The organism is Nocardia sp. NPDC101769, assembly GCF_044766925.1.
GTDB lineage: Bacteria > Actinomycetota > Actinomycetes > Mycobacteriales > Mycobacteriaceae > Nocardia.
The window spans coordinates 1-1512 of record NZ_JBIWMX010000140.1; the positions used below are offsets into that span (position 1 = coordinate 1).

General features: G+C 58.2%; 1 protein-coding gene. It reads left to right on the plus strand.

Annotated features, from left to right (window positions below; genetic code table 11):
- Positions 1–94: 94 nt before the first annotated feature.
- Positions 95–1357: an IS4 family transposase gene (locus tag ACIRRA_RS46005; RefSeq protein ID WP_402782485.1), complete on the plus strand. Its 1263-nt coding sequence runs from the start codon at positions 95–97 to the stop codon at positions 1355–1357.
- The last annotated feature ends 155 nt before the right edge of the window (positions 1358–1512 follow it).

Genomic DNA, 1512 nt, shown 5'->3' on the forward strand with positions numbered 1-1512 from the left:
CAATGTCGCTTAGTTAAGTCGAATCGACCTGTCGCGCAGTCGAATTGGTGTTGATTTCTATTCGGGTGGTGCGTTTTCGTGGAATAATATCGTTGTGGCCGATGGCATTTCGGGAAGATTGACGGATCATGTCGCGTTGGGTGTGTTGACCAGGACTGTCCCGCGCTATGTCGTGGATGAGGTTGTCGCTCGCTCGAATAGTGTAGAGAAGCGATCGAGGCTGCTGCCCGCTCATGTCGTGGTCTATTTCGTTCTGGCGTTGAGTCTGTTCACCGACGGATACGAGGAAGCCATTCGGAAACTCGTCAACGGGTTGCGGTTCGCCCGTACGTGGTCGTCGGAATGGAAGGTTCCCACGACCGGAGCTTTGTCCCAGGCTCGGGCCAGGCTGGGTTCCGAGCCGATGCGGCGGCTGTTCGAGACCGTCGCTGTTCCCATAGCGAAACCGGGCACGCCGGGTGCGTGGCTGCGAAATTTCCGGTTGATGGCAATCGACGGTGTGATGATCGACATGCCCGATACCCCCGAGAACTGCGCAGAATTCCCGAAACCACAAGGTGGCACACGACGCCCATTCCCGCAGACCCGTATCGTCGGGCTCACAGAGATCGGCGCTCATGCAGTGCTCGGAATCCAGATCGGGACAATTCATTCCGGCGAACGAGAACTCGCCGCGCCGTTGACTCGACTGATCGAGCCGGACATGCTGGTGATCGCCGACCGGGGCTTCTTCTCCTACGAGCTGTGGCGCACATACCTGCAGGCAGGGGCGCAGCTGCTGTGGCGCATCGCGGCGGGTCCCAGACTCCCGGTACTACGCGTTCTGCCCGATGGCTCCTACATTTCCGAGGTCACCAACCAGGAGCGGAAGAGCAGGACTCGGATCGACGCGTCGAATATCGATGACATCATGCTCGCCACGCACATCCCCGTCCGTGTCGTGGAATACACCGTCGCGAAAATCGATGACGAAGGCGAAAGCCAGTCCGAGACATTCAGAATCATCACCAGCCTTCTCGACCCCGATGTTACCGCCGACGAACTCGCTCGCACCTACCACGAACGCTGGGAGATCGAATCCGCGTTCCGCGAGATCGAGAACTATCTGCGCCAAGGAAAAGGGATACGATCCAAAACGCCCGAACTGGTCCGCCAGGAGATATATGGCCTCTTCACCACCCACTATGCCATCCGGGCGTTCATGTCCGAGGCGGCCGACACGGTGGAAATGGATCCTGACCGACTAGCGTTCACCCGCGCGCTCCACATCGTTCGCCGCCGCATCACCGATCCGGCGGAATTTTCCCCCCGAAAGACAACGAATCCTACGGCACCGCGATATCGCCGAAATGCTTGAACGAACGAATAAGCGTAGAGCGAGAACCTATCCACGAGTCCGAAAGCCAGGTAACCGCCACAACTACCCAACCAAGAAACCAAAGCATCGTCAGCACCACTACGAACCACACGTCACGATCAAGCTGCCTCAGACAGCTTAACTAAGCGGCATTG